The organism is Pseudomonas sp. FBCC-B35 (assembly GCF_059133755.1).
Map to the genome: position 1 here is coordinate 628,973 of NZ_CP101439.1, position 19,187 is coordinate 648,159.

The following is a 19,187-nucleotide window of genomic DNA, read 5'->3' on the forward strand; positions in this document are numbered from 1 at the left end:
ATCAAGGGGATGAATTTACCCGAGAAGGCAGGCAAGATGGTTCGCATGCATGTCCAGACAGGAAGCACAGTGTGAGCCACGCGTTTGAAGTCGTTGATACTCCCGAACAGGCCGTCGATCGTCTGGCGGCCTTGCATGAGCAGGCCACCGGTGCCCTGAGCCAGGCCCTCAAGCGTTACCTCAAGGACCGCACCGAGCCCGATGCCCAGCAGCGAGACCTGTTCCGCTACCCGGCGCTGCGCCTGACCTACCACAGCAATGGCGAAGTCGCTGCCACCACGCGGGCCTACGCCAAGGTCCAGGTGGCGGGCACCTACAGCGTCACCATCACCCAGCCGGCTGCTTTTCGCGGCTACCTGCTGGAGCAATTGCGCCCGTTGATGCACGACTACACCGTCACGGTCGAAGTGGGGGTGAGCGAGCAGCCCATTCCTTATCCGTACGTGGTCGACCAGGGCGACGAGCTGGCCGGCAGCGGCATCACCGCCGCGCAGCTGGCGCGGGTATTCCCCAGCACCGACCTGTCCTCGGCCACCGACAACATCGCCGATGGGCTCTACGACTGGGACAGCACCGATACCTTGCCCCTGGCGCTGTTCGATGCCGCGCGCGTGGACTTCTCGCTGCGGCGCCTGGTGCACTACACCGGCAGTGACTGGCGCCACGTGCAGCCCTGGATCCTGCTGACCAACTACCACCGTTACGTGGACCAGTTCATCAGCCATGGCCTTGAGCAGTTGCGCGATGATCCGCGCTTCGTGCGCATGGTGTTGCCGGGCAACGTCGTGATCGAGAAGAGCATGGACCATGGTGAGGCCCAGGCGCTGGTCGCCGGTGTGGTCTGGCACCGCTACCAGATGCCGGCCTACCACCTGATTGCAGGGGACGGCGACGGCATCACGCTGGTCAACATCGGCGTCGGCCCGTCCAACGCCAAGAACATCACTGACCACCTGGCAGTGCTGCGCCCGCATTGCTGGCTGATGATCGGGCACTGCGGCGGGCTGCGCCAGTCGCAGACCATTGGCGACTACGTGCTGGCCCACGCCTACATGCGCCGTGACGGCATCCTTGACCGCGTGGTGCCGCCGAACATTCCGATCCCGGCATTGGCAGAGGTGCAGCTGGCCCTGCAGGAAGCCGCTGCGCAGGTGACCGGCGAGCGGGGCGAGCAGCTCAAGAAGCGCCTGCGCACCGGTACCGTGCTGACTTACGACGACCGCAACTGGGAGCTGCGCTGGGCCCAGGAACGGCCGCTGATCAACTTGTCCCGCGCCGTTGCCGTGGACATGGAAAGCGGCACCATCGCAGCCCAGGGCTATCGCCTGCGGGTGCCGTACGGCACCTTGCTGTGCGTGTCCGACAAACCGCTGCACAGCGAAATCAAGCTGCCAGGCTCGGCCAACGCGTTCTACAACCGCGCGGTCAGCCAGCACCTGAAGATCGGGATCGCGGCGCTGGACCTGTTGCGCACCGAGCTCAATTCGCTGCACTCGCGTAAACTGCGCAGCTTCGACGAGCCGCCGTTCCGCTGAGGACCCATGTCACTGCCACCCCGTTCCAAGCCGCGCCGCCCTCAGGGGCGGCCTGTGCCTGGCGCTCACCGCCAGCCCAAGGCGCCACCCGCCGAGCCGCGGTTGATCCTGTTCAACAAACCCTTCGACGTGCTGACGCAGTTCAGCGACGGCGAGGGGCGGGCCACGCTCAAGGATTTCATCGATATCCCGGGCGTCTACCCCGCCGGCCGGCTGGACCGGGACAGCGAAGGCCTGTTGCTGTTGACCAATGACGGCGCGCTGCAGGCGCGTATTGCCGACCCCAAGCACAAGCTGCCCAAGACCTATTGGGTGCAGGTCGAGGGCGAGCCCACCGAGCAGCAGCTGCGCCAACTGCGCGAAGGCGTGCAGCTCAATGACGGACCAACGTTGCCCGCCGAGGCCCGCAGCCTCGAAGCCCCCGCTCTGTGGCCGCGCAACCCACCAGTACGCTTTCGCAAAAGCGTACCGACCTGTTGGCTGGAGCTGGTGATTCGCGAGGGTCGCAATCGCCAGGTACGGCGAATGACCGCCGCCGTGGGCCTGCCCACCTTGCGCCTGGTGCGCGTGCGTATCGGCGATTGGACACTCGATGGGCTTGAGCAAGGCTGCTGGCGCGAGGTGGCGCCGACCCTGCGGCGCTAGGAGGCATGGCCAGCGGGCACGTGGCGACCGCGCTGGCTACACCCCCTCGATGAACCCCACCACCACGCTCTTGATGATGAACGCCAGCACACCCAGGCCGAGCACGAAGAACAGGATCAGGGTGCCGAACCGCCCCGCCTGGGATTTTTTCGCCAGGTCCCAGACGATGAAGCCCATGAAGCCGATCAAGGCAGTCACCAGGATGATCATCATCCACTCTTCGAATACGGCAGGATCCATTGCAGTGCTCCAGGCGGGTTGAGGGGGCAAGTATACCCGTGAGGTGGCAGCCGATCAGCGAAGGTGGGTCAATGGAAGCTCGGTGCTGGCCAACACCTGGTTGAGCACGAAGCTTGAACGCACGCTGGTGACGCCCTCGATGCGCGTGAGGCTACCGAGCAGCAGCTTCTGGTAATGGTCCATGTCGGGCACGACGACCTTGAGCTGGTAGTCGGCGTCCATCCCGGTCACCAGGCTGCACTCCAGCACCTGCGGCAGGTTGCGGATGGTGGCCTCGAAGGTTTCGAAACGCTCGGGGGTGTGCCGGTCCATGCCGATGAGTACGTAGGCAGTCAGGCTCAAACCCAGCTTCTTGCGATCGAGCAAGGCTACCTGACGGGAAATGTAGCCGTCGTCTTCGAGTTGCTTGACGCGGCGCGAGCAGGGCGAGGGTGAAAGGCCGATGCGTTCGGCCAGCTCCTGGTTGGAGATGCGCGCGTCACGCTGCAATTCAGCCAGAATGCTCAAGTCGTATCGGTCCAGCTTGCTCATGAATCATGCCTTTTCTGTTCGGATTGCGGCGAATTATCAATCCAGGGTTAAAAATTGCGCAAGTGCTATTTATCTGAGCAATCTTCGCAATCCTGTGCCGGGACGCGCCCGGTATTGTTATCACCAGAATCACTGCCCGGACATCAGTCCACGGCGATGCGCCCCAGACGGGCGCTCGCGGCCAAGCCATCCAACAGGATGGGCCAGGCCCCCGGGCTACGCACCTTCCAGAAGACGGTGTGAGGTGAGCCGGCGCCACAAGTGCCGAGCACGGACGACAATTGCTGAAGGGAGGCCCAGGTGGCCTCCCTTTTTTCATGGCTGAAATTTAATGGGCGGCGTGATGGGGCGCGGTAGACTGGCGCAGTCAGCCGTTTTACCGTCGAGAGGACTACCATGAAGTCGCACATCTGGCAGTGGGCAGGTGTTGGTTTGCTGGGCATGGGCATCAGCGTTGCAGCCCTGGCGGCCGGGCCCAACGACGGCCCAGGTGCTTTGCCCCCCGCCGCTACAGGGCCAGGTGTGGAGGCAGGGCCCGCGCCTGGGCGTGCGCTCAATTCGCGTGACGAAGTCGGTCAGACGCAGCCCCCACGGCCGGGGTTCTACCAGGACATTCCCCGCCGCCCCGATGACGGCCCGCGTTGGCATGGCCCAGGCCCTGGCTACGCGCCTCACGAGGGCTGGCAGGGCCGCCCTGGGGGCCACGGTGAAGGCTGGGGCCCCGGGCCGCACTACCGGCCTGGCCAGACCGTGGAGCGGTTTGCTGACCGTTTCTGGAAGGTGCCCTACCAGGGGCAGGACTATTTCTACTCCGGCGGGTACTGGTACCGCCCCTGGGAAAGGGGTTACCAGGTCGTGGTGCCGCCCCCGGGTGCGCGAGTCAGCTACCTGCCGCCCTATGCGCACAAGTTTCGCGTGGACGGCGCGATGATCTACCTGGTCGCCGACACCTACTATCGCTACCTGGAAAACAGCCGCGAGTACGTGGTGGTCAATCCCCCAGCACCTGCGCCTACAGCGGCGTCGGGGTATGACGTGGTGGCTTATCCGCGCTATGGACAGGGGCAGGAGCAGCAGGATCAGGACCGTTACCAGTGCCATCGCTGGGCGGTCAGCCAGTCGGGGTTCGATCCTGCCATGGCGGCCTACGCGCCGGCGCCTGCGGTTGCAAGTACCTACCAACGGGCGCTTGGCGCGTGCTTGTCCGGGCGAGGCTACAGCGTCAACTAGAGGGCTACACCGGGTCGGCGTGGACCATCACGTCGGCCTTGGGGTACTGCTGGCGGATCACTTCCGACGCCTGCACGCACAGCCCATGTGCGTGATGCAGCGGCAGTTGCCCAGGCAGCTCGATGTGCAATTGCACGAACCACTGGTTGCCCGATACCCGGGTGCGCAGGTCGTGCACGCCCAGCACGCCCTCGATGGCCAGCACGCGGCTGGCCATGTCTTCGCTCACATCCACGGGCAGCTCCTTGTCCATGAGAATCGCCGTGCTTTCGCGCGCGATCTGCAGGGCGCTCCACAGGATGTACAGTGCGATGCCCAACCCGAACAGCGCATCGAGTTGCGGCCAGCCGAAGCGCGCCAGCAGCAACGCCAGCAAGATGCTGCCGTTGAGCAGCAGGTCGGAGCGGTAGTGCAGGGAATCGGCGCGTACCGCCGTTGAACCTGTGGCGCGGATGACCTTGCGTTGCACGGCCAGCAGCGCGACGGTCAGCACCAACGACAACAGCATCACCCCGATGCCGATGGCGGTATCGCCTAACGGCTGCGGGTTGCGCAGGCGCTCCAACGCCTGCAAGGCAATCAGCACGGCACTGCCGCCGATGAACAGCGCCTGGGCGATGCCAGCCAGGGCTTCTGCCTTGCCGTGCCCGAAGCGGTGGTCGTCATCGGCCGGGCGCAGGGCGTAGTGCACAGCCAGCAGGTTGAGGAAGGACGCCACGGCGTCGAGGGCCGAATCGGTCAACCCGGCCAGCAGGCTAACCGAGCCGCTCAACCACCAGGCCAGCGCCTTGCTGACCACCAGGATGCTGGCCACCGCCAGGGAGGCGCGCGTGGCCAGGCGGAGCAACCGTTTGTGTTCGGCCGAAGTGGTCATCTCAGGCGGTCGTCCTTGACGTCAGGCGGCAGGTACCAGCCCAAGGCTGGCCAATTGTTCAGCACTGCCGCGGTGCTGGATCAAGCGTGGGTCGTCCAGCGGCAGGCGCTGCCCCAGTTCGCTTTCCAGAATGGCCTGCAGTTTGAGATTGTGCACGCTGCCATCGGCATTGACGGCGTCCTTCAGTTTGGCCGGGTCCACCTGCGCGGTTTGCCCTGGGGGGTAGTAGATGGCGCCGGTGGCGAAGTCGATGCCGAAGGCGATCAGCCCTGGGATGACGTAGAACAGCAGGCCAACGGCATCCAGCACGGCAATCGCAGGGTCGACCTTGCCGTCGATCTGGCCGCGACGGTCTGGGTAGAAGATGGAGCCGCAAGCCGTCAGTTGCGTCAGCAAGGTGCCCACGAGGGCAGCACCGATCAGGCGGGAAGCAATGCGCATGTAAATCTCCGGGCGTGGCGTTCGGCAGGCCAGGCAAGGCGCCTGAACCCGCGCAGTTAAGACCATGATAGGACAACGTCGGTTCGCCGTTATACTCGCCTGCTTGTTCGAGGGCCACCATGATTTCATTACCTATAGACCGTGTATTGCCAGAGCTACGACAGGCCCTGGCCAGTCGCAATGAAGTGATACTCGAAGCGCCCCCGGGTGCTGGCAAGACCACTCGGGTGCCCCTGGCGTTGTTGCATGAGCCCTGGCTAGCCGGGCAAAAGATCCTGATGCTCGAACCTCGCCGACTGGCTGCGCGGGCAGCGGCGGAGCGTTTGGCCAGTGAGCTGGATGAGCAGGTGGGCGAGACGGTCGGCTACCGCATTCGCCTTGAAAGCAAGGTAGGGCCGCGAACGCAGATCGAAGTGGTCACCGAAGGCATTCTGGCTCGCAGGCTTCAGGAGGACCCGGCGCTGGAGGGTGTGGGCGTGGTCATCTTCGATGAGTACCACCTGCGCAACCTCGATTCCGACCTGGCACTGGCGCTGTGCCTGAGCGCCCGTGAACTGCTGCGCGATGAGCCCCCGCTCAAGCTGCTGTTGATGTCTGCCACGCTGGAGGGTGCCCGCCTCTCGAAGGTGCTCGACGATGCGCCCGTGGTCACCAGTGAAGGGCGGATGTATCCCGTCTCGACGGTATGGGGAAGCCCCTATCAGCCGGGCGAGCGAATCGATGCGCGCATCACGGACACGTGCCTGGCCGCCCTCGATGAACAACCTGGCAGCATCCTGGTGTTCCTGCCTGGGCAGGCGGAAATTCGGCGGGTGGCAGAGGACCTCAAGGCACATCTCGGCAGCCGTCCAGAGGTGATGGTGTGCCCGCTGTACGGTGACCTCGACCTGCAGGCGCAGCGTGCGGCGATAGACCCGGCCCCCAAGGGCTCGCGCAAGGTCGTATTGGCCACGAACATCGCCGAGACCAGCTTGACCATCGAAGGGGTCAGGGTGGTGGTGGACAGTGGCCTTGAACGAGTACCCAGGTTCGACCCCCGCAGCGGCATGACCCGACTCGACACACAGCGCATTTCCAAGGCCAGCGCTACCCAGCGGGCGGGACGGGCGGGGCGCCTGGAGCCTGGTGTCTGCTATCGGCTGTGGTCGCAGTCCCAGCACGAGCAGATGGCCAGCTACAGCACCCCTGAAATCCTCCAGGCAGATCTGGCAGCCCTGGCGCTCCAGCTGGCTCGATGGGGCATGAAGCCGGAAGAGATGACCTGGCTCGATCAACCACCAGCGGCGCCCTTCGCTCAAGCCACAGACCTGCTCAAGCGCCTGGGCGCGCTCGACGATGCTGGACAGCTCACGCCACACGGTGCGGCCATGAGCGCGTTGCCAGCCCACCCCCGGATCGCCCACATGCTCATCAAGGGCAATGCGATGGGCCTGGATGACCTGGCATGCAACATCGCGGCTCTGCTGGGCGAGAAAGATATCCTGCGTGGGGCCGGTGCCGACCTGCACTCCCGGCTCAGCGCACTGTCGGGCGAGCAGCATGCCCGTCGCAGTGGCGGTTCCCTGCAACGCGTGAAACAGTCTGCTCGGCAGTACCGGTCGCTGCTGCGTGGCAAGGCCTCGAGCCCTGTAGACGCGCTCGATCACCCACGGTGGGTAGGATGCCTGCTGGCGTTCGCATACCCTGATCGAATCGGCCTGCAGAGGCGGGCGACTGCATCTGAATACCGTCTTTCCAACGGTCGTGCTGCGGTGTTCTCAGAGCCCGATGCTCTCACCAAACATGAGTGGCTGGTGGTGGCCGATCTGGGTAGCCGGCAAGGACAGCGCGAGGAGCGGATCTACCTGGCGAGTGACCTCGATCCGGCCTTGTTCGATAACCAGCTGGCTGACCTGGTGAGGTCGGTCGATGAGGTCGATTGGGACGAGCGCGAAGGCGTGCTCAAGGCGCAGCGGCAGTGGCGGGTAGGCCAGCTCGTGCTGTCGACGAAAGCGCTGGCGAACCTTGACGAGCAAACCCGTTCGCTGGCCTTGGTCAGCCTGGTGAGGCGCAAGGGCATCGAGCTTCTGCCCTGGAACCCCGAGCTGCGGCAGTGGCAGGCCCGGGTGGGTCTGCTGCGCCAGCTGGATATCGAGCGTGGGCAGGCACAAAGCAAGTGGCCTGACCTGAGCGATGCCAATCTGCTGGACACGCTCGACCAATGGCTCACGCCCTACCTGGGTAAAGTCACGAGGCTCAGCCACTTCAGCCAGCTGGACCTGCCCTCGATCATCAGAAACCTTCTGCCCTGGCCGCTTCCACAGGAGCTGGACACCCAGGCACCCCAGGCGATCCAGGTGCCATCCGGCTCGAATATCCGTATCGACTATTCGCAGCATCCGCCAATTTTGGCCGTGCGGCTTCAGGAGCTGTTTGGCCTGGCAGAAACCCCACGCATCGCTCAGGGCAGGCAGCCGCTGGTTCTGCACCTCCTGTCGCCGGCTCGCAGGCCTGTGCAGGTCACCCAGGATCTGGCGAACTTCTGGCGCAGCACTTACGTGGAGGTGAAGAAGGATCTGAAGGGGCGATACCCGAAGCACTATTGGCCTGAAGACCCGCTGGTGGCCGAAGCGACTGCCAGGGCTAAGCCTAGGAAGTAGCGATGCGCATACGTAACTGAACGTCGCCCGCCGTGTGCAGAACGGCTTGGTGAGCGAGCACAACGCACTGGAAATCCTCGCCGGCAAGCTGGGCGACGACCAGACCGGCGTGCCGGTGGTCGGCATCGACATCATCCTCAGCAAACAGCCCTCTACGCCAGCGCCGCCACCTGATGGACAGTGCCCTGGCCAGCCAGGATGTCATCAATCTGAGCCTGTGCGTGGCCCTGACCGGCGCGCAGGTCGGAGCACTGACCCATGACATCGTGTGGATGAAAAACAGTGTCATAGGCGGGCAGACCATACGGGTGCCGACTTCGTACTTGATCCAAGCGGACGCCCACAAAGTTCGTAGCCGCCGTAGTATTCCTTTCCGTCGATAGCGGAAGGTTCAAGAACCTTAGCGCTTGAGGGCAGCGGTTGGGTATCTCGAAGTTTTGTACAGCCTTAGTGACGCATTTTGACAGTTCTAAAATCATGGACACTGGGGATAATAACGGGCATGCCGTTCCGCATCAATGTCGCCAGTTCTGCATTAGACTCCACCGGCATGCTTGGTTTGTAGAGTCCTTCCTCCAACAACGACTCAATAACGTGTACGAGGCGTCCTGTAATCTTTGAATTTAATGCTTCAGTCAATACATGGTGGCGGTTCTCAGTTTTAACATATTTCTCGATGGCCTCTGAAGCATCATTTGGGCTGCGCAGTATATTGCGTTTCGCTTCTTTTAACTCCCCTTTGGAAATCTTGAACCAGTGTTGAATCTCTTTATAGGACATTTCCTTCAGTTTCATATTGCTGAAATCCCTTTTCGCTAACTCCGAGGGATGTGTCGGCCACTTGCCTGCTTCGCCGCGACTCGGCAGCGTAATAGCTGGTCTTCGCACATTTTTGTTGGGGTATAGGAAAGAGTGCCCAGTGGGATCGCTGCGGTTCACGGGGTCGTTTGAACAGTAGGCGTAGGTATTCATGCCACCCGCGTCGAACGGGCTTAGGCTATCAGGTGAAAGAAAACGCATTAAGCGCGTGTTGTAGACTCTGTATCCGGAGCCAAGCAGGTAGAGCGGTGTCAGCGCTTGCGCATGCTCACCATTGAAGCCAAGTAACGTGTGTGCAGATCGAATCTCTGCGGCAAAGCCGTAAGGCGAGTACGCCGATCTCTCGAGTCTGTTCATGCGATTGTGCTCGCGGTTGGAGAACTGTCGTTTCGCCCGTTAGCAGGGCGGGCGTCTTGAGTATCCGGGTGATGTACGCACCCGGCCACTGGCAAAACTGACAGGTGTTAGAGAACGGCCTTGGGCCCCGCACGAAATCGCGAGCAACCCAATCGCCGAACCACGAATGCCAACGGTTATAAAGATCCATGCCATTACGCATTTGTTATCCGTCGACGGCCGGAAGCCTCATAGAATTCCAGCTGCGAAGAACGCCACCGAGTTTTCCAGATTTCGCACTGGCCGCAATCATCCGATCCCCACCCTGACCCAAGCCCTGCGGGGCATATCTCCAAGCCCCGCAAATCATACTGCCCACTCGACCTCAAGCCTCCTCGAAATGCATCTCTGGCGGCTGTTGGCGCAACCCACGGGTGATGACCAGCAGGTACAGGCACCCCATGCCCAGCCAAGCCACGCCAAGGTAGATGGCCATGGGGTCCAGGCTTGCCATCAGCCACAGATCCGCCATCAGCCCGACCAAGGGGAAGGCCAGGTACACCGCTGCCGCCTTGAGCCCGCGCTCGCCCTGGGCGATCCAGTAGTGAAAGATCACCGACAGGTTGACCAGGCTGAACGCCAGGAAAGCGCCGAAGTTGATGAACGAGGTGGAGGTCGTCACGTCCATGCGCAAGGCCAGCAGCGCGACTACGCCACACAGGACGATGCTGATGACCGGTGTGCCGAACCGCGTACTCAGTCGCCCGAACCAACGCTTGGGCAGCACACCGTCGCGGCCCATGGCGAACAGCAGGCGCGAGGCACTGGCTTGGGCGGAAAGCCCCGAGGTGAACTGGCCCACGATCAGGCCGATCAGGAAGAAACTCACGAAAATGTCCCCGCCAATGGCCTTCGCGATTTCGTAGGCGGCCGAGTCCGGGTTGCTGAAGGTCGCGCTTGGGTGCGCGAGTTGGACGAAGTAGCTGGCCACGATGAAGATGAAACCGCCCAGCAGGGTGATGAGCAGGATGGCGCGAGGGATGGTCTTGCGCGGTTCATGGGTCTCCTCGGTCAAGGTGCTGACCGCATCGAAGCCCAGGAACGAATAACAGGCGATGGCGGCGCCACTCATGATCAGGGGCAGCTGGAAACCGTCCTGATGAAAGGGTGCCAGCGACCACAACGGCTGGTTCAGCTCGCCGGTGGCGTAATGCACGGCCAGGCCCACGAAGGCTGCCAGTACGAGGAACTGAAGCAGCATAAGCACGCCATTGACGGTCTTGGCCAGCTGCAGGCCGATGATGTTGATGGCCGTGGTGACGGCAATGAAGGCCAGCACCCACACCGGGTGCGGCACCGCCGGAAAGGCCGAATGCAGGTAGGCCGCGCCGATCAGCCAGATCGCCATGGGCAGGAACAGGTAGTCCAGCAGCACCGCCCAACCGGCCAGAAAACCCAGCTTGGGGCTGATGGACTTGCGCACGTAGGTGTAGGCCGAGCCGGCGACGGGGAAGGCCTTGGCCATCTTGCCGTAGCTCAGGGCGGTGAACAGCATGGCGATGGAGGCGGCCAGATAAGCCGAGGGCACGGCGCCCTGGGTGGTGTCGGCGAGGATGCCGAAGGTGCCCAGCACAATGATGGGGGTCATGTAGGCGATGCCGAACAGCGTCACCGCACCCAGCGACAGGGTGCGTTTCAAGTGGGCCATGGTGTTACTCCGGATTGTGTTTTTTATGGAGTTCAATGTCAGGGCCCGGCCTGGGCCCTGGGCGCCAGCCGTGGCGCAAAGGTTCAGACGGTGGTCAGGATCAGTTCTCGCAAGCCGTCAGGGTGCTCGACCTGCTGGCCTGGCAGTTCGAAGCGGCGCTCGGCCAGGTAGCTGTAGTCCTGGCGCGCTTGCCCGATCAGCGCCAGGTCGAGGTCCAGTTGCAGCCGGCAGGCGGTGCGCCCTGCCTCGCATAACAGTTGGCCGTAAGGGTCGACCACCGCGCTGCCGCCTGCAAAGACCAGGTTGCCATCGCCCTGGCCGACGCGATTGACCATGACCGCATAGGCCTGGTTTTCCATGGCGCGGGCGCTGATGGCGGTGCGGTGCGTGGGGCCATAGGGGTCCATGTTGCCGTTGGTCACCAAGATCAGCTCGGCGCCCAGCTGGCCCAGGGCGCGGGCGCTTTCGGGGAATTCGATGTCGAAGCAGATCAACAGCCCTACGCGCACCCCTTTGTACAACGCCGTGGCGTAGCGATCGCCCGCCGTGAAGATGCCCTTGTCGGAGGCCCACAGGTGGGTTTTGCGGTACTTCAACGCGACACCGTCCGGGGTGATCAACACGGTGGTGTTGTAGAAGTGCCCGTCTTCGCCCGCTTCGGCAAGGCCAACCACGGCTGCCACGCCCTTGTCGGTCACCGCTTGGGCGACGGCGGCAAGCGTCGGGCCGGTCAGGGGCTCGGCGATAGCCGCGATGTTGTCATGGGTTGGAAAGCCCATAAGTTGGGTTTCCGGGAACACGATCAGGTCCACATCCGCTGCTGCGCGGTGGATCGCCTCGAGGGTGCGTTCCAGGTTGTAGGCGGTGTCGCCGTCGCGACCGTCCAGCTGGACGAGTTCTACTTTCATTGCAACTCCTGAATGCGCAGCCCAACGGCTGCCAGGTGATCGACGCGGCGTGAAACCAGCTGCTGTGGCGCACGGTGAGTGCCCGAGTATGCCGCTGCCATCGGCGGCGGGGTAATTACGCCCTTGAGGTAACCCATAGGGGTTAGCCCCATGCAAATCCGTCGGTACTGGTCGACGCTGCGCTGAAAACAGCGCCGCAATGCCGATGCACTCCAGTACACTTTGCCTGCTCGGTTGTATTCACCCTGACCTGCGTCTCACCTTTTGGTACAGAGCCCGGACATGAACCTTACACTTCAGGACATTGCCTGGCATCGCTCGGTCGGCCAGGTGATCGATGCGTTGGACCACCCCGGCTTCTGGCTGCGCCTGGTGCGTTTGCTGGAGCAATACGTGGCGTTCGACAGCTGGGTCGCGTTTCTTTTCAGTGAGCACCGCCCATTGGTGTATGCCGAATCCCCGGGCAGCGACGGCGGGCTGGACCCGTTATTCCAGGATTACCTCAAGGGCCTCTACCTGCTGGACCCGTTCTACATCGCCAGCCGGGAAGCACCGGCAAGCGGCCTGGTCCAACTGGCCGACGTGGCCCCTGAATGCTTCGAGCGCACCGACTACTACCAGCGTTATTTCCGCCTCAACGTGGTGGCCGACGAGGTGCAGTACAACGTGGCCCTGGATGCAGGGCGCACGCTTTGCCTGTCGCTCGGTAGCCGCTCACGCTTCGCAGGTGAGCAGATTGCGTTGCTGCACCTTTTGCAACCCTGGGTGCTGGCCACCATGCGCCAGCGCTTTCGGTTCGAGCACGATGTCGACGAAGTCACCCCGGCGCCTGCGTGGCAGAACCACTTGGCCGAGGGCTTTGGCCACCTTGAAACGCCGCTCACCGCCCGCGAACTGGAAGTGGGCCGCATGCTGCTAAGCGGCTGTTCCAGCAAGGAGATCGGCCGCAAACTCGCCATTTCATCGGAAACCGTGCGGGTCCATCGCAAGCACATCTACCGCAAGCTGGGCATCAAGTCCCAGTCGGAGCTGTTCGCGCTGTTCCTCAAGGCCCAGCGCTAGCAGCCAACGGCTGCGTTCAGGTGCGCTGCTCGACTTCGAGCAGCATGAACAGCCGGTACATGACCACCGTGCCGAACAATTGCAGGAAGCCTGCCAGGCTATCCACGAGCAGTTGCACGCCAGGGGAAGGATCGGGGATGGCCATCAGGATCAGGCCTTCGATCAGCCAGATCGACGCCAGCACCCCCAGCAGGCACACCAGAATGCGCATGAAATGGCCAGTAGTCATGCGGGCGCTTTCGCGCATCGCCTGCACCACGGGCAAGCCGCGCAGCACCAGCAGGTATTCGCCGAACACCAGGTTGACCATGATCCACACCCCTGGGAACACGAACAAGGCCATGCCGGCCATGATCAGCAACGAGCTGATCAGCACCAGCAGCGTCAGCGCCGGCCAGAGCTGCACCGCACGGGCAAACAGGTCGCGCTTGGCGATGGCCTGGCCATTGCTGCGGGTATCGAGGTAGAGGATCAGTGCAGCGCTGTACAACGGGTAGCACAGCACGTAGATCAGCATGCCGTAGGCCGGCGAGGCCTGCTCGCCCAGCTGGCGATACAGCACCTGGGTCAGCACGGCTTCGAGCACCACCAGCGGCAGGCACAGTTGGGCAATACCGGCCAGGTGGCGGGTGAAGAAGTGGAGGGAGTCGCGCAAAACGCTCAGCGGATTCATGGGTCAACATCGCATGGCAGTTGAAACAGGGGGTCTAACTCTAGCCCAAAGCGACCTCTGATCCGTCACTTGCTGAAAAAAGTTTCACCCCGCCAGTGATTGAATCAGCCGCGTTAACGCCCCATCTTTGAGCCTGTCCGTTGTCCCGCTACCCACGAGGTCGCCCCATGAATACCGAAGAACAATCCCTGATCGATGGCCTGTTCAGCCGCATCAAGCAGGCCGAAGACCCAAGCCAGCCCCGTGATGCGCAGGCACAGGCCTGTATCGAGGCGCACGTGCGCCAGCAGCCGGCGGCCCCTTACTACATGGCCCAGGCGATCCTGGTGCAGGAAGCGGCCATCAAGCGCCTGGACGAACAGAACAAACAGCTCGAAGCCGAACTCAAGCAGGCACGTGCCCAGGCCGAGGCTGCGCAGGCCGGCGCCTCGCAGAACACAGGCGGCGGCGGTTTTCTGTCCAGCATCTTCGGCGCTGGTGGGCGCAGCTCGGCGCCGGCACCTGCCCCTCAACCCCAGCGCTCGGTCGCGCCGTCCGCACCCGCCGGTGGCGGCTGGCGCGAGCCGGCGGCACCTGGCTTCTCGCAGCCGCCGGCCCAGCAGCCGGGCTTTGGCGCAGCGCCCGCGCGTGGCGGTGCCAGCAGCTTCCTGGGCGGCGCCATGCAGACTGCGGCCGGTGTAGCCGGGGGTGTCTTGCTGGCCCAGGGCATCAGCAGCCTGTTCAACCACAACGCCCAGCCCGAAGAGGTGGTCGAGGTGATCAAGGAGGAGCCTGCGCAGGCCAGTGACAGTGGCGGCTGGACCGACCAGAACGAGCAGCAGCACGTGGCCGACAACAGCGGCTGGGGCAGCGACCAGGGCGGTTACAGTGACGCCGATTACGGCGGTGATGACGGTGGATTATTCTCCGACGACGATTCCTACGTCTGACGGCTCTGGCATACTGCTGGCCTTCGCGGGGCGCTGAACCCGCCCCGATTCGGCCAGACGAGGTGCCAAGGTGAAAAAGATCGCGTTGTTCGCCGACGTGCAGAACCTCTATTACACCGTGCGCCAGGCCCACGGTTGCCATTTCAACTACACCGCCTTGTGGAACCAGGTCAGCCGAGAAGGCCAGATCGTCGAGGCGGTGGCCTATGCCATCGATCGGGGCGACAGCAAGCAGCAGCAGTTTCAGCAGATACTGCGCAACCTGGGTTTCGATGTGCGCCTCAAGCCCTTCATCCAGCGCAGCGATGGCTCGGCCAAGGGCGACTGGGATGTCGGCATCACCCTGGATGTGATCGATGCGGCCAGCCGCGTGGACCAGGTGGTACTGGCCTCGGGTGACGGGGATTTCGACCTGCTGCTCGACCGCGTGATCCAGCGCCACGGCACCGAAGCGGTGGTCTACGGCGTGCCGGGGCTGACGGCGATGTCGCTGATCCGCGCCGCCACCCGCTATGTGCCCATCGAGGGCCCGTTGTTGCTCAAACACTAAGGTTTTTATGGAACGTATCGCTGTCATCGACTTTGAAACCACCGGCATTTCCCCAGGCACCGGTTGCCGCGCCACTGAGGTGGCCGTGGTGATGCTCGAGCGCGGGCAAATCGTCGAGCGCTATCAGAGCCTGATGAACGCGGGGGTGTCGGTGCCTGCTTTCGTGTCGGGCTTGACCGGCATCACCACCGCCATGGTGCGCAAGGCACCCCCGGTGGAGCAGGTGATGAACGAGGTGGCCGAGTTCGTGGGGGCCACGCCGCTGCTGGCCCACAACGCCGCCTTCGACCAGAAGTTCTGGGATTTCGAACTGAGCCGCATCGGCCGCAGCCGCAGCCAGCCCTTCGCCTGCTCGCTGTTGCTGTCCCGGCGCCTGCTGCCGGCCGCCCCTAACCACAAGCTGGGCACACTGAACCACTGGGCCGGGCTGCCCAACACCGGCACGGCCCACCGGGCCATGGCCGACGCGGAAATGGCGGCTAACCTGGTCCAGCACCTGGCCGGCGTGCTGCGCCAGGACCACGGGGTGCAGCAGCCTTCCCACGACTTGTTCTGCCGTTTGCAGAAAACCCCCGCCGCCAAGGTGCGCGACGCGCTGGCAGCCTACCGCTGAAACGGGCAGCGCCTGGCGTCGCACGCCCGCGGCGGCAAGTGTGCTGCTTATCCAACGCCTCACTGTAGGGTTGCCGCTGCGTTTCACACCGTTAGACTGCGTCACCCGCAAATGGATTTTCGAGTCGACCATGTCCAGCACCCGCCGCTTCCCGCTGTTGCTCATCGGGGCCTTCGTGGCCCTGTATTTCGTATGGGGTTCAACCTACCTGTTCATTCGCATCGGTGTGGAAAGCTGGCCGCCCATGCTCATGGCTGGGGTGCGCTTTCTGATTGCCGGGGGGCTGTTGTACGGCTTTATGCGCTGGCGAGGGGCGCCATCACCGTCCTGGCCGCAGTGGCGGGCAGCGGGGCTGGTGGGCTTTATGCTGCTCAGCTGTGGCAACGGGGGCGTGACGATCGCTGAGCATGCCGGCGTGGCGTCCGGCGTGGCAGCGCTGGCGGTGGCGACCGTGCCCTTGTTTACCCTGGTGTTTGGGCTGATGTTCGGTTATCGCAACTCAGGGCTCGAATGGGCGGGCATCGTGCTTGGCCTGACCGGCATCGGCTTGCTCAACCTGGGCTCCAACCTGCAGGCGAGCCCGCTTGGCGCGGCGCTGTTGATCTTCGCCGCCGCCTCGTGGGCATTCGGGTCGGTCTGGAGCAAGCGCCTGCCCATGCCTCCGGGCCCCATGGCCAGCGCTGCACAGATGCTGGTCGGTGGTACGGCGTTGCTGTTGGGCAGCCTGCTGTCGGGTGAACGCATGACGCAGATGCCCACCGCTGCCGGCTGGGGCGCGCTGGCCTACCTGGTGTTCTTCGGCTCGATCCTGGCGTTCAGCGCCTACATGTACCTGCTCAAGCACGTTCGCCCGGCGGCGGCCACCAGCTATGCCTACGTCAACCCGGCCGTGGCGGTGCTCTTGGGCATCGTGTTTGCCGGCGAGCAGATCGGTGCCGAAGAGTGCGTTGCCATGGCCGTGATCATTGGCGCGGTGGTCCTGATCGGCCTGCCGCAGTGGCGCAAGGCGCGGCCCATCGCCTAGCCGCTCGACCGGGAAACCTGCAAGTGCACAGGGGGGATGCGGTAGACTTGCCGGCTTCGCTGAACCCCTGATGGTATTGCCATGAATTTCGCCAAACTCGGCCTGATCGAACCCTTGCTGCGCACCCTTGAGCAGCGCGATTACACCAACCCGACCCCGGTACAGGCCCAGGCCATCCCCGCCGTGCTGGCCGGCCGCGACCTGATGGCCGCCGCCCAGACCGGCACCGGCAAGACCGCAGGTTTTGCCCTGCCCGTGTTGCAACGCCTGGCGCTCGAAGGCGAGAAGGTCGCGGCCAACTCGATTCGTGCCTTGGTCCTGGTGCCCACCCGTGAACTGGCCGAGCAGGTGCATACCAACGTGCGCGAGTACGCCGAGCACCTGCCGCTGAGCACCTATGCGGTGTATGGCGGGGTCAGCATCAACCCGCAGATGATGCGCCTGCGCCGTGGTGTGGACCTGCTGGTGGCGACCCCGGGCCGGCTGCTGGACCTGTATCGCCAGAACGCGATCAAGTTCAACCAGGTGCAGATTCTGGTGCTCGACGAAGCCGATCGCATGCTCGACCTGGGGTTCGCCGAGGAACTGCAATCGGTCTATGCCGCGCTGCCCCGCAAGCGCCAGACGCTGCTGTTCTCGGCGACGTTCTCGGACCAGATCCGCCTGCTTGCAGGGCTCGCGCTCAACGACCCGCTCAGCATCGAAGTCAGCCCGCGCAATGCCACGGCGGCGAGCGTCAAGCAATGGCTGGTGACGGTGGACAAGAAGCGCAAGGTCGACCTGTTCTGCCACCTGTTGCGCAAGCAGCGTTGGAAGCAGGTGCTGGTCTTCGCCAAGACACGCAATGGCGTCGATCAACTGGTCGAGCGCCTGCTGGCCGAAGGGGTCAAGGCCGACGGTATCCATGGCGACCGCCCCCAGGCGACACGGCAACGGGCGCTGGACAGCTTCAAGGCACGCGAGGTGCAGGTGCTGGTGGCCACCGACGTGGCTGCGCGCGGGCTGGACATCGACGACCTGCCGCTGGTAGTCAACCTGGACCTGCCGATCGTGGCCGAAGACTATGTGCACCGTATCGGCCGCACTGGCCGTGCGGGCAACACGGGTGAGGCGATTTCGCTGGTGTGCGCGGATGAGGTGCAGTTGCTGGCGGCCATCGAAGTGCTGACCCGGCAGACACTGACGCGTCATGAAGAGCCTGACTTCATTCCTGATCACCGGGTACCCCTGACCGATGCCAGTGGTCAGGTGATGAAAAAGCCCAAGAAACCGAAGAAGCCCAAGGAGAACAGTGCCAAGCGTGGGCTGGGTCGCTGGATGGACAGTGATGAGGCAGGCACCGCGCCACCTGCGGTGAAGGCCGTGCGCAAGGTGCCTAGCTTCAATGGGGGGCCGCGCAAGCGCAAGCCCTGACGGTTAGAGCGTTGGCGTGAGGCAGTGGCTTTTGATCTCAACGGGGCAGGTACGAGCCTTGGCACCGCGTAGGGCGCTGCCTCTCCTTAAAACGAGAATCACCGGGCGCCATTCAATGAATCCAGTCCAACCGCCAGTAGGCACTCGTAGGGGTGCGCACACCGTAGCCCCGACGATCACATCGGCAGGACGGTACTTCGTAAGCGTCTGCCGAACACACCTTCAGAAACCCCAGATTAAGGGCGATGGTGTCCACGTATTTTTAGGTGGACACCATCGCCCTTAATTCAAGGAACACCATGCGTCAGCGCACCTCTTACCCCAAACCCTTCAAGACGCAAGTTGTCCAGGAATGCCTCAATCCTGATGTGTCCATTGCCAGCGTCGCCCTGCGGCACGGCATCAATGCCAATCTGGTTCGCAAGTGGATACCGCTCTATCGTGACCGGCAGGCTTCTGCTTTGCCTGCATTTGTACCGTTGAAGCTTGAGACCCCTGTTGCGACGCCTGCTCGGCAGGATGTAGCCCGCATCGATATCTCTTCCGGGCAGCGAACAGTCACTGTGAACTGGCCGATCTCCGATCCGGACGGCTGCGCCCGCTTCATCAGTAACCTCTCCCAATGATCCGCATCGACGCCATCTGGCTCGCCACTGAGCCGATGGACATGCGCGCCGGCACCGAGACTGCGCTGGCTCGTGTGGTGGCGGTGTTCGGTGCGGCGAAGCCGCACTGCGCTTATCTGTTCGCCAACCGCCGAGCCAACCGGATGAAGGTGCTGGTGCACGATGGCGTGGGTATCTGGCTTGCCGCAAGACGTTTGAACCAAGGCAAGTTTCACTGGCCTGGCACTCATCACGGCTTGGAAGTTGAACTCGCCGCCGAACAACTTCAAGCGCTCGTGTTGGGCCTGCCTTGGCAGCGGGTTGGCGCTAACGGTGTAATTACGTTGCTCTGAATCGGGTCTTTTAGCTGTGTCTAGTGGGCGGCTTCGGTAAAATCCACCCCCATGACTTC

22 protein-coding genes are annotated in these 19,187 nt (G+C 63.4%); 13 read left to right on the top strand and 9 right to left on the bottom strand.

Annotated elements, in window-relative coordinates:
• The first annotated feature begins 71 nt into the window (after positions 1-71).
• Both amn and NMB38_RS02750 read left to right on the top strand, forming a co-directional pair.
• Entirely contained in the window at positions 72-1,535 is a 1,464-nt protein-coding gene (gene amn / locus NMB38_RS02745) for an AMP nucleosidase (protein WP_049696675.1), read from the top strand.
• 6 nt (positions 1,536-1,541) lie between these two features.
• Entirely contained in the window at positions 1,542-2,180 is a 639-nt protein-coding gene (locus NMB38_RS02750; RefSeq protein ID WP_088523404.1) for a pseudouridine synthase, read from the top strand.
• Positions 2,181-2,216: 36 nt separating this feature from the next.
• Here NMB38_RS02750 and NMB38_RS02755 read toward each other — a convergent pair whose 3' ends face one another.
• The gene (locus tag NMB38_RS02755; RefSeq protein WP_023534618.1) at positions 2,217-2,420 is read right to left on the bottom strand and encodes a DUF2788 domain-containing protein; all 204 of its coding nucleotides are present in this window, start codon (positions 2,418-2,420) and stop codon (positions 2,217-2,219) included.
• A gap of 54 nt (positions 2,421-2,474) precedes the next feature.
• Positions 2,475-2,951 carry an Lrp/AsnC family transcriptional regulator gene (locus tag NMB38_RS02760; RefSeq protein ID WP_023534579.1) on the bottom strand — a complete coding sequence of 159 codons (477 nt, stop codon included), beginning with the start codon at positions 2,949-2,951 and terminating at the stop codon, positions 2,475-2,477.
• A gap of 396 nt (positions 2,952-3,347) precedes the next feature.
• On the opposite strand from NMB38_RS02760, the gene NMB38_RS02765 reads away from it, so the two are divergent.
• Positions 3,348-4,181 carry a DUF6515 family protein gene (locus NMB38_RS02765; protein WP_027915233.1) on the top strand — a complete coding sequence of 278 codons (834 nt, stop codon included), beginning with the start codon at positions 3,348-3,350 and terminating at the stop codon, positions 4,179-4,181.
• A gap of 4 nt (positions 4,182-4,185) precedes the next feature.
• Here the strand turns inward: NMB38_RS02765 and NMB38_RS02770 are convergent, their stop codons facing one another.
• Complete coding sequence (locus NMB38_RS02770; RefSeq protein WP_027915232.1) at positions 4,186-5,055, bottom strand: cation diffusion facilitator family transporter; 870 nt, start codon at positions 5,053-5,055, stop codon at positions 4,186-4,188.
• A 21-nt stretch (positions 5,056-5,076) separates the two neighbouring features.
• Positions 5,077-5,496: a periplasmic Zn2+ metallochaperone PmcY gene (gene pmcY / locus NMB38_RS02775; protein ID WP_494354885.1), complete on the bottom strand. Its 420-nt coding sequence runs from the start codon at positions 5,494-5,496 to the stop codon at positions 5,077-5,079.
• Positions 5,497-5,615: 119 nt separating this feature from the next.
• On the opposite strand from pmcY, the gene hrpB reads away from it, so the two are divergent.
• Both hrpB and NMB38_RS02785 read left to right on the top strand, forming a co-directional pair.
• Positions 5,616-8,135: an ATP-dependent helicase HrpB gene (gene hrpB / locus NMB38_RS02780; protein WP_088523407.1), complete on the top strand. Its 2,520-nt coding sequence runs from the start codon at positions 5,616-5,618 to the stop codon at positions 8,133-8,135.
• Between the two features lie 49 nt (positions 8,136-8,184).
• Complete coding sequence (locus NMB38_RS02785) at positions 8,185-8,397, top strand: hypothetical protein (RefSeq protein ID WP_128610956.1); 213 nt, start codon at positions 8,185-8,187, stop codon at positions 8,395-8,397.
• A gap of 185 nt (positions 8,398-8,582) precedes the next feature.
• Here the strand turns inward: NMB38_RS02785 and NMB38_RS02790 are convergent, their stop codons facing one another.
• From NMB38_RS02790 to NMB38_RS02805, 4 genes are all read right to left on the bottom strand, one after another.
• On the bottom strand, positions 8,583-9,311 hold the full coding sequence (locus NMB38_RS02790) for an RHS repeat-associated core domain-containing protein (RefSeq protein WP_081728210.1): 729 nt from the start codon (positions 9,309-9,311) through the stop codon (positions 8,583-8,585).
• 364 nt (positions 9,312-9,675) lie between these two features.
• The gene (locus tag NMB38_RS02795) at positions 9,676-10,998 is read right to left on the bottom strand and encodes an APC family permease (protein ID WP_027915227.1); all 1,323 of its coding nucleotides are present in this window, start codon (positions 10,996-10,998) and stop codon (positions 9,676-9,678) included.
• Between the two features lie 83 nt (positions 10,999-11,081).
• Positions 11,082-11,906, bottom strand: coding sequence for a carbon-nitrogen hydrolase family protein (locus NMB38_RS02800; protein WP_027915226.1), 825 nt, complete (start codon positions 11,904-11,906; stop codon positions 11,082-11,084).
• On the bottom strand, positions 11,903-12,058 hold the full coding sequence (locus NMB38_RS02805) for a hypothetical protein (protein WP_154665194.1): 156 nt from the start codon (positions 12,056-12,058) through the stop codon (positions 11,903-11,905). Before NMB38_RS02805 ends, NMB38_RS02800 begins: the two co-directional genes overlap by 4 nt.
• 130 nt (positions 12,059-12,188) lie before the next feature.
• On the opposite strand from NMB38_RS02805, the gene NMB38_RS02810 reads away from it, so the two are divergent.
• The gene (locus NMB38_RS02810) at positions 12,189-12,968 is read left to right on the top strand and encodes a helix-turn-helix transcriptional regulator (protein ID WP_028687140.1); all 780 of its coding nucleotides are present in this window, start codon (positions 12,189-12,191) and stop codon (positions 12,966-12,968) included.
• Positions 12,969-12,984: 16 nt separating this feature from the next.
• Here NMB38_RS02810 and NMB38_RS02815 read toward each other — a convergent pair whose 3' ends face one another.
• Positions 12,985-13,641: a membrane protein gene (locus NMB38_RS02815; protein WP_027915224.1), complete on the bottom strand. Its 657-nt coding sequence runs from the start codon at positions 13,639-13,641 to the stop codon at positions 12,985-12,987.
• Between the two features lie 167 nt (positions 13,642-13,808).
• On the opposite strand from NMB38_RS02815, the gene NMB38_RS02820 reads away from it, so the two are divergent.
• The 7 genes from NMB38_RS02820 to tnpB all read left to right on the top strand — a co-directional run bounded on the left by NMB38_RS02820 (position 13,809) and on the right by tnpB (position 19,128).
• On the top strand, positions 13,809-14,570 hold the full coding sequence (locus NMB38_RS02820; protein WP_027915223.1) for a DUF2076 domain-containing protein: 762 nt from the start codon (positions 13,809-13,811) through the stop codon (positions 14,568-14,570).
• 70 nt (positions 14,571-14,640) lie between these two features.
• Entirely contained in the window at positions 14,641-15,120 is a 480-nt protein-coding gene (locus NMB38_RS02825) for a LabA-like NYN domain-containing protein (RefSeq protein ID WP_023534583.1), read from the top strand.
• Positions 15,121-15,127: 7 nt separating this feature from the next.
• On the top strand, positions 15,128-15,733 hold the full coding sequence (locus NMB38_RS02830) for a 3'-5' exonuclease (RefSeq protein ID WP_027915222.1): 606 nt from the start codon (positions 15,128-15,130) through the stop codon (positions 15,731-15,733).
• A gap of 130 nt (positions 15,734-15,863) precedes the next feature.
• The gene (gene yedA / locus NMB38_RS02835; protein WP_145280382.1) at positions 15,864-16,757 is read left to right on the top strand and encodes a drug/metabolite exporter YedA; all 894 of its coding nucleotides are present in this window, start codon (positions 15,864-15,866) and stop codon (positions 16,755-16,757) included.
• An 81-nt stretch (positions 16,758-16,838) separates the two neighbouring features.
• Positions 16,839-18,170 (top strand): RNA helicase RhlE1, encoded by a 1,332-nt coding sequence (rhlE1, locus tag NMB38_RS02840; RefSeq protein ID WP_027915220.1) that lies wholly within the window; start codon positions 16,839-16,841, stop codon positions 18,168-18,170.
• Positions 18,171-18,469: 299 nt separating this feature from the next.
• Positions 18,470-18,796, top strand: coding sequence for an IS66-like element accessory protein TnpA (gene tnpA / locus NMB38_RS02845; RefSeq protein WP_028687138.1), 327 nt, complete (start codon positions 18,470-18,472; stop codon positions 18,794-18,796).
• Positions 18,793-19,128: an IS66 family insertion sequence element accessory protein TnpB gene (tnpB, locus tag NMB38_RS02850; RefSeq protein ID WP_028687137.1), complete on the top strand. Its 336-nt coding sequence runs from the start codon at positions 18,793-18,795 to the stop codon at positions 19,126-19,128. Before tnpA ends, tnpB begins: the two co-directional genes overlap by 4 nt.
• Positions 19,129-19,187: the final 59 nt, after the last annotated feature.